This window comes from Phenylobacterium sp. (assembly GCF_030697305.1).
Classification (GTDB): domain Bacteria; phylum Pseudomonadota; class Alphaproteobacteria; order Caulobacterales; family Caulobacteraceae; genus Phenylobacterium.
Genome location: NZ_JAUYQL010000083.1, coordinates 1 through 7,118, shown reverse-complemented (window position 1 = coordinate 7,118; position 7,118 = coordinate 1). Strand labels below are relative to the sequence as shown.

8 protein-coding genes are annotated in these 7,118 nt (G+C 68.4%); 3 read left to right on the top strand and 5 right to left on the bottom strand.

Going from position 1 to position 7,118, the window contains the following annotated elements:
• Positions 1 to 874: NAD(P)/FAD-dependent oxidoreductase (locus Q8R27_RS09130; RefSeq protein ID WP_305698725.1), on the bottom strand; the 874-nt coding region annotated here is incomplete at its 3' end.
• A 226-nt stretch (positions 875 to 1,100) separates the two neighbouring features.
• On the opposite strand from Q8R27_RS09130, the gene Q8R27_RS09125 reads away from it, so the two are divergent.
• Together Q8R27_RS09125 and Q8R27_RS09120 are read left to right on the top strand one after the other, a co-directional pair.
• Complete coding sequence (locus Q8R27_RS09125) at positions 1,101 to 1,922, top strand: uracil-DNA glycosylase (RefSeq protein ID WP_305698724.1); 822 nt, start codon at positions 1,101 to 1,103, stop codon at positions 1,920 to 1,922.
• A gap of 66 nt (positions 1,923 to 1,988) precedes the next feature.
• Positions 1,989 to 3,587 carry a lytic transglycosylase domain-containing protein gene (locus Q8R27_RS09120; RefSeq protein WP_305698723.1) on the top strand — a complete coding sequence of 533 codons (1,599 nt, stop codon included), beginning with the start codon at positions 1,989 to 1,991 and terminating at the stop codon, positions 3,585 to 3,587.
• 6 nt (positions 3,588 to 3,593) lie between these two features.
• On the opposite strand, the gene Q8R27_RS09115 is transcribed toward Q8R27_RS09120, so the two are convergent.
• The 4 genes from Q8R27_RS09115 to Q8R27_RS09100 are packed head-to-tail and all read right to left on the bottom strand — an operon-like array spanning position 3,594 to position 5,694.
• Entirely contained in the window at positions 3,594 to 4,055 is a 462-nt protein-coding gene (locus tag Q8R27_RS09115) for a hypothetical protein (protein WP_305698722.1), read from the bottom strand.
• A 23-nt stretch (positions 4,056 to 4,078) separates the two neighbouring features.
• Positions 4,079 to 4,597 (bottom strand): Imm63 family immunity protein, encoded by a 519-nt coding sequence (locus Q8R27_RS09110; RefSeq protein ID WP_305698721.1) that lies wholly within the window; start codon positions 4,595 to 4,597, stop codon positions 4,079 to 4,081.
• A complete protein-coding gene (locus tag Q8R27_RS09105; RefSeq protein ID WP_305698720.1) occupies positions 4,558 to 5,181 on the bottom strand; it encodes a Pr6Pr family membrane protein in 624 nt (207 codons plus the stop codon). The genes Q8R27_RS09110 and Q8R27_RS09105 overlap by 40 nt, the downstream gene beginning before the upstream one ends.
• Positions 5,182 to 5,238: 57 nt before the next feature.
• Entirely contained in the window at positions 5,239 to 5,694 is a 456-nt protein-coding gene (locus Q8R27_RS09100; RefSeq protein WP_305698719.1) for a GFA family protein, read from the bottom strand.
• A 180-nt stretch (positions 5,695 to 5,874) separates the two neighbouring features.
• Between Q8R27_RS09100 and Q8R27_RS09095 the strand changes: the two genes are divergently transcribed.
• On the top strand, positions 5,875 to 6,942 hold the full coding sequence (locus Q8R27_RS09095; RefSeq protein WP_305698718.1) for a PA0069 family radical SAM protein: 1,068 nt from the start codon (positions 5,875 to 5,877) through the stop codon (positions 6,940 to 6,942).
• Positions 6,943 to 7,118: the final 176 nt, after the last annotated feature.

Genomic DNA, 7,118 nt, shown 5'->3' with positions numbered 1-7,118 from the left:
GTTTGAAGCGCTGGAACTCATCGAACGGCGAGATCCACGGGTTCTTGTAGTTCAGGTGCACCACGAAGCCGATGGCCACGTAGTTGTCCCCGAAGTGGTACATGAAGCTGCCGCCGCCGGTCTTGTCGTCCAGCGGCCAGCCCAGGGTGTGTTGCACATAGCCCGGCTCGAAATTCTCATCCGGAACCTGCCAAAGCTCTTTGATTCCGATGCCGAATTTCTGCGGCTCGCGATCTTCGTTCAATCCAAACTTGGCCTGCAGCTGTTTGGCCAGCGAACCGCGCACGCCCTCGGCGATGAAGGTGTACTTGCCCAGCAGTTCGACGCCCGGCTGGTAGTCGCCGGTGGGTTCGCCGTCCTTGCCGATGCCGAACACGCCGGCGACGACACCCTTCACCGAGCCATCCTCGGCGAAGACCAGCTCCGAGGCGGCCATGCCGGGATAAATCTCTACGCCCAGCGCCTCGGCCTGCTGTGCGAGCCAGCGGCACAGGTTGCCCAGCGAGGCGATGTAGTTGCCGTGGTTGAGCATGAACTTCGGCATCGGCAGCCAGGTGATGTCCAGCTCGCCCTGCGGGCCGAGGTAGACGAACTTATCGCGCTTGACCGGCGTCGCCAGCGGCGCGCCCATGGCCTTCCAGTCGGGGAACAGCTCGTTCAGCGCCTTGGGGTCGATCACCGCACCGGACAGGATGTGCGCGCCGATCTCCGAGCCCTTCTCGACCAGGGCCACTGAAACCTCCGCGCCTTGCTCTGCGGCGAGTTGCTTCAGACGGATCGCGGCCGAGAGGCCCGCGGGGCCTCCGCCGACGATGACCACGTCGTATTCCATCGCTTCGCGTTCGACGGCCTGCGTGTCCGAAGCTTCGCTCATGTTCGCCTCAACTCCTTCGCCGGCGCTCAGATTCCCCGAACGGTGCGCCATCTGATCGATCGTGCGACTTATCGGAAGCTTCTCGGAAGGTGGTCAAGCCCGAAAGCCTCGCGACGCGTCCGCCACGCCTGGGCCGGAACCGGCGATCCGGGTTTGAAGTCCGCACCCAGGGGGGCGCATTATAGGGCCGAACCGCCGCACAAACGCCAGGAACGATCCGCCCGCCATGAACTCCGTCGCCGCCCACGACCGCGCCGCCGAGAGCTTACTGGCGTTCTGGGCCGAGGCCGGCGTGGACGCCATGCTGCTAGACGAGCCGGTTGACCGTGTCGCCGAGGGACGAATCGCGCCTCCCCCGGCGCCGACGCCGATTACGGCGCCTCGCCGCCCGGCCTTCGGCGCGGTCGCCGCCACGGTCGACGTCGCCGCCCCTTTGGCCGAGGCGCGTCGCGCCGCCGCCGCCGCCCAGGACGTCGAGGCGCTGGCTGTTGCGATCGCCGCCTTCGAAGGCTGCGGGCTGAGGTTCGAAGGCGCCGCCAGCCGTTCGGTGTTCTCGCGTGGGCGCGCCGACGCGCCGCTGATGGTCATCGGCGAGGGCCCCGGAGCCGACGAGGACGCCCAGGGCGAGCCGTTCGTCGGCCGCGCGGGCAAGCTGCTCGACAAGATGCTCGCCGGCGCCGCCATCGCCGATCGAGTGTTCATCACCAATACGGTGTTCTGGCGTCCACCGGGCAATCGCACCCCCACGCCTGCCGAACAATTGATCTGCGCGCCTTTTGTCGAACGCGCGATCCAGCTCGTCGCCCCGCGCATGCTGCTGTTGCTGGGCGGCGCCGCCGCCAAGTTCATGCTGAAGCGCGACGAGGGGATTTTATCGTTGCGGGGCAGATGGTTAGAGTGGAAGTCCGAGGACGGCGAGTTGGAGATCCCAGCCCTGCCGACCCTGCATCCGGCGTTCCTGCTGCGCCAGCCCGCGGCCAAGAAACGCGCCTGGGGCGACCTTTTGACTCTGGTCGAAAGGCTTGATCGCCCGGATCGCCCCGCCTAAACGGGACTCGTCATTGGGAAAAGGGCCATGCGGCACGCGTAAAAACGCGGTCGGGTGGAAGACGGCATGACGCTAAACAAGCGCATGCAGATCGCGGTCCTGGCCATGATCTGCAACGCAGGATTCGCTACATCGACGCTGGCCGCCGGTCCGCAAGCCCTCTCGGCTGCGGATGCGCGCAGCTATGCGGCGGCCTTCCAGGCGGCCGACAGCGGTGATTTCATCGATTCCGAGATGCAGCTCTCCGACGTGAAGGACAAGTCGCTGCTGGGCGTGCTGTCGTTCCAGCGACTGATGCATCCGAGCGCTCACCGCGCCAGCTTCGACGAACTGGCCGGCTGGCTCGCCCGCTACGCCGACCTGCCCCTGGCCGGCCGCGTGTTCGCCCTGGCCGCCAAACGCAAACCCGCGGACGCCGCTCCACCGCCGCAGCCGCTGTTGGCCGACGCCGATTGGGCGGTGCGGACCTCTCCGAATTTCGCCACCGGGCGCGGGCCGAACGAACGCGGCCGCCCGGCGCGCGAGGCCTTCTATTCGGGCGACATCAAGCGGGCGCTGGCCCTCGCCCCCGCGGCGGGCGAACCCTGGATCGCCGGCCTCGCCGCCTACCGGCTGAAGAACTATCTCCTCGCGCAGGGCTATTTCGAGCAGGTGTCGCGCGACGAAAGCCAGGACGCCTGGCTGCGCTCCGGCGCGTCGTACTGGGCCGCCCGCGCCGCCGCCTCGCTGGGCGACCTGGCGCTGAGCACCAGCCATCTGCGCCAGGCCGCGCAGTACCCCGACACCTTCTACGGCATGATCGCCGAACGGCAGGCCAAGTTGCAGTCCGCGGCGATGGACGCCCAGGCCGCCCGCGCCGCGCCTGAGGGCGAACTGGTGCTGGCCGCCTTCAACGGGCCCAATGTCGAGCTGAACCGGTTCATCGCCAGCGACCCGCGCGCCCACCGCGCGGCGGCGCTCACCCAGATCGGCCGCCCCGCCGAGGCCGGGCTTGAACTTCGCGCCGGCCTGACCCTCGCCAAGACCGATGTGGAACGCCAGAGCTGGGGCGATCTGATCGCCGCGCTCAACGCGCCGATCAGCGGCGCGCGTGACGCGGCCGCCGCCGACGTCCGCCGCAACCTGGCGATGACCGACTATCCGGCGCCGTCCCTCGAGCCCCGCTCGGGCTTCACGCTCGACAAGGCGCTGGTCTATGCGATCGTCCGTCAGGAGAGCCGCTTCAATCCGGCAGCAGTCTCCCCGGCCGGCGCGGTCGGCCTGATGCAGTTGATGCCGGAAGCCGCCGCGCGCGCGGCCGGCGACGACAAGCTGAAACGCGACATGAGCCCGCTGTTCGACCCGGCGTTCAACCTACGGGTCGGCCAGGACTACCTCACCTGGCTGATGGAACGCGGCGTGGGCTACGACCTGCTGCGCACCGTGGCGGCCTATAACGGCGGGCCCGGCATGCTGCAGAAGACCGCGGCGCAGCTCGGCGACGACGCCGCCGACAGCCTGCTGGTGATCGAATGCCTGCCCGCGCTGGAGACCCGCAACTACGTCGAGAAGGTGATCGCCGCCTACTGGACCTACCGGCGAATGTTCGGCCAGGACAGCCAGACGCTGGAGGCCGTCGCCCGCGGGGCCAAGGCCATTGACCCGCGCCTCGACGCGGCGGGCTGAACGCCGCTACCGGATGCGGGCGGCCATGCGGCCGAGATCGCGGCGCAGCGACGCGATCGTCGCCCCTTCGCCCGCCTCCAGTATGCGCTCCCTCGTCGTAAGGACGCCGTACGCCGCTCCACGTAAGCGCTCCGCAAGCCCATCCGCCTGACCCGGCAGGACGCCACCGACGGGTGCACGGCCCAGATGGCGCTTCATCGCGTCCTGCCAGTCGTGGGCGAGCCGCACGGACGCCGGCAGCACCAGGATCCGATCGCTGCGGGCGCTCCTGGCCGCCGCGGTCATATCGCCCGCCCGCACCACGCCCGAATCCTCGCAGAGCTGATCGCACGCGGCGTCCGCCGCGCCGACCAGCAGCACGTCACGCACCAGCCCGTCGACGGCGGCGGGCACCAGCGCCGCCAGCAGCCTCTGCAACGGGTCCGCGCCGTCGGCGGAGGGGATGATCACGGAAAGCACGAGCGCCAAAGGCGGCGCCGTTGTGCTTCGGGTCAAGGTCGACTGCGGAACAGCCTGGCCAAAATCGACGGCCGCGCGGTCGGAGGGACCAGATCGAGCCCGTCGGTGAACGGATGCTCCGCCAGCACCGCGGCGTGGCTGGCCGCACAGGCATGGGCCCAGGCGGGAGCCAAGGCGCCCAGCAGCGCGCACTGGCGGGCGAACATGATGCGGCGGGTGTCCTGGCCGGGTGCGCGGTGATGCAGCTCGTAGCTGCAGGCCATGGAGAAGCAGGCGGACTCGAACGTCCAATAGAGCAGCTGGTCCAGATCGTCTGTGGACCGCCGCTCCAGCTCCTCGCCGCGTTCGACGACCACCCAGTGGTAGCGCGCGTCCACCTCGATATGCGGCCGGGCGAAATCCTCCGTGCGGCCGAGCGTCGGCAACAGGTTCTCGGGCGCATCGATGCGCGCGCCCAGGGCGTGGATGCGTGCGCCGACCGCGTCCAGGGGTTCCAGCGCGCTCCCTGGGGTCAGACCCCTGCCCGCCGCGCCAGCCGCGCATCCAGCCACACCGCCACATAACCGACGGCGATAAAGCCCGCGGCCATGATCAGCCCGTTCACGATCGTCCGCAGCCAGCCGATCTGGCCCGCGCCCATGAATGGGTAGGCGTAGAGGTCGCCGCTCAGGCCGCGCACCAACGCATAGATGAAATAGATCAGCGGGAACAACACCCAGACCAGGGGATCTCGAAGTTGCAGGTTCCCCTTCGGCGCGTAGGCCAGCCAGAACAGCGGCGCGAGGATCGGCGTCACGTGATGCAACAGCAGGTCAGCCAGCTTGGCTCCCCCGCTGAGCTCCACCAGATCACGCAGCAGCAGCCCGTAGACCACGCCCACCAGCAGGATCGCGAGGGTCACCCCGCCCAGCAAAGTCGGCTCGCTGAACCCGCGCCGCCCGGCCGCGACCCCGGTGAACACCACCGCCAGGATCAGGTTGGTGATCACCGTGAAGTACCGCAGCAGCACCCACAGGGCCTCTGGCAATGAGCCCTTCAGCCCGAGCGTCGCCAGGAACTGGGCGACCAGGCCCATCCAGGCCGCCAGTGCGATGCCGCCGGCCAGCACCCGCGCGCTCTGGGAGAAGACACCCATTCAATCACCCCTCCGACCCACGGCAAAGCTACAGCCTAAAGCATACGCCTCGAGGGACTACCGGCTTTGCGCGGTGTAGGCCTTGATGAGGCCTTCGTAGGCGTCGTCGGGCGGTAGGGCTTCGTAGCTGTGCGCTGCCGGCGTGGTCGCCCAGGGCAGCTTCTCGCGCGTCCACGTCTCGACGAACGGCGGCAGTTCTGCGGCGTTGTCCAGCATCGCGGTGCGCACGTTGACGAACCAGTCCATCCCTTCCGGCCGGGTGAACATCCAGCTCATGCAGTGGGGGCAGAAGCAGTGTCGCGATGCCCCATGCAGGCCGCCGATCACCGGCTCTCCCCCGGTGACCGCGAATCCGTCGGCGGGGATCGCCGCGCTCAACGAGAACGCGCTGGAGGTCATCTTCTGACACCCGGTGCAATGGCAGGCCATGGTCAGCAGGGGCGGGGCGCTGATCGTCAGGCGCACCTGACCGCATCGGCAGGCGCCGCTCCAGGGCAATGGCTGCAGACTCATGCTCGAGGCTCCTTTCGAATTTCGGAGGCAAACGCTCAGAGCGCCGCAGGATTCAGGCGAAGGCGAGAACGGCCCGATGCAGGATCGCCAACTCGCGCCGAGGCAATCATATCGCAGGCGAAGGCGTCATCAATCGAATTTTGTTCTTGATTTGTTCACTTCACGTGACATCCTGCTGGCATGGCGGTCCCATTTAACGGTCGCGGTGCGCGGTCCAACGCGTCCAGCCGCTATGAGTCCCGGCAGCGGGAGGACTTCGACGACGGCTGGGAGATCGACGACGCCGAGCCGGTGAAGCTGAAGACCGTCATCGCGCCGATGAAGTCGAAGACGGTGATCGCCCGCAACGACAGCCCCGATGTCGGCTTCTCGCGATCGATCAATCCGTACCGAGGGTGCGAACACGGCTGCATCTATTGCTATGCGCGCCCGGCGCACGCCTATCTCGGCCTGTCGCCGGGGTTGGACTTCGAATCGCGGCTGTTCTTCAAGCCGGACGCCGGCAAGCTGCTGGCGCGCGAGCTGTCGCAAGCCCGATATGCGCCACAGGTGATCCACATCGGCGGCGACACCGATCCGTACCAGCCGCAGGAGCGCCGGCTGGGCGTGACCCGCGAGGTGATCGAAACGCTGTCGCGCTTCCAGCACCCGTTCACGATCATCTCCAAGTCGGCGCTGATCCTGCGCGACCTCGACATCATGGCGCCGATGGCGGCGCGCAACCTGATGCGCGCGACGATCTCGGTGACCAGCCTCGACCGCAAGCTGGCGCGCAGCATGGAGCCCCGGGCCGCGACGCCCGAGCGGCGCATTGATGCGGTGCGCCAGCTCAGCGCGGCCGGCGTGCCGGTGATCGTCATGGTCGCCCCGATCATACCCGGCCTTAACGACCACGAGGTGGAGGCGGTGCTGGAGCGGGTCGCCGAGGCCGGCGCCGTGGGCGCAGGCTATGTGGCGTTGCGCCTGCCGCTGGAGATCAAGGATCTGTTCCGCGAATGGCTGGAGACCGACCAGCCGGGGCGCGCCGCACGGGTGATGTCGTTGGTGCGCCAAATGCGCGGCGGGCGCGACTACGACGCCCAGTTCGGCAAGCGGATGCGTGGCGAGGGCCCGATCGCCGACCTGCTGGCTCAGCGGTTCAAGGCCGCCAAGCGGCGCTACGGCTTGGACCGCGAGATGCCGCCGCTGGACGTGACCGCCTTCAGGGTCCCACCCCAGGCCGGCGCCCAGGGCGACCTGTTCGGGTGAGGCCTCAGCGGGTGAACGAAGCGGCGAGCTCGATATGCGGCGACCAGAGGAACTGGTCCACTGGCAGTAGGAGCTCCAGCGAGAATCCGGCGTCGATGAGGTTGCGGGCGTCGCGCACGAAGGTGGCAGGGTTGCAGGACAACGCCACCAAACGGGCGAGATTGGAGCGGGCGAGT

Coding starts and splice junctions, on each gene's coding strand:
- Q8R27_RS09125 (WP_305698724.1), top strand. CDS start 1,101: ATGAACTCCGTCGCCGCCCACGACCGCGCCGCCGAGAGCTTACTGGCG.
- Q8R27_RS09120 (WP_305698723.1), top strand. CDS start 1,989: ATGACGCTAAACAAGCGCATGCAGATCGCGGTCCTGGCCATGATCTGC.
- Q8R27_RS09105 (WP_305698720.1), bottom strand. CDS start 5,181: ATGGGTGTCTTCTCCCAGAGCGCGCGGGTGCTGGCCGGCGGCATCGCA.
- Q8R27_RS09100 (WP_305698719.1), bottom strand. CDS start 5,694: ATGAGTCTGCAGCCATTGCCCTGGAGCGGCGCCTGCCGATGCGGTCAG.
- Q8R27_RS09095 (WP_305698718.1), top strand. CDS start 5,875: ATGGCGGTCCCATTTAACGGTCGCGGTGCGCGGTCCAACGCGTCCAGC.